The sequence below is a fragment of the Streptomyces sp. URMC 126 genome (assembly GCF_051386555.1).
GTDB lineage: Bacteria > Actinomycetota > Actinomycetes > Streptomycetales > Streptomycetaceae > Streptomyces.
Genome location: NZ_JBPQTX010000943.1, coordinates 1 through 265, shown reverse-complemented (window position 1 = coordinate 265; position 265 = coordinate 1). Strand labels below are relative to the sequence as shown.

General features: G+C 74.7%; 1 pseudogene. It reads left to right on the top strand.

Features of this window, described 5'->3' with window-relative positions:
* Positions 1 to 265, top strand: a pseudogene (locus ACSNOK_RS34595) (YggS family pyridoxal phosphate-dependent enzyme); the annotation flags it as partial.

Below are 265 nucleotides of genomic sequence, written 5' to 3'. Positions count from 1 at the left end.
CCGCCCCGCCGACGATGTGCGGCTGCTGGCCGGACTCGGGGTGCGGCACGTGGCGGAGAACCGGGACCAGGAGGCGGCGCCCAAGGCCGACGCCTGCGCGGATCTCCCCCTCACCTGGCACTTCGTGGGGCAGTTGCAGACCAACAAGGTCCGGTCCGTGGCCCGCTACGCCGACTTCGTGCACTCGGTCGACCGGCCCCGGCTGGTCGGCGCGCTCTCCTCGGCGGCCGAACGCGAGGGCCGGCGGATCGGCTGCCTGCTGCAG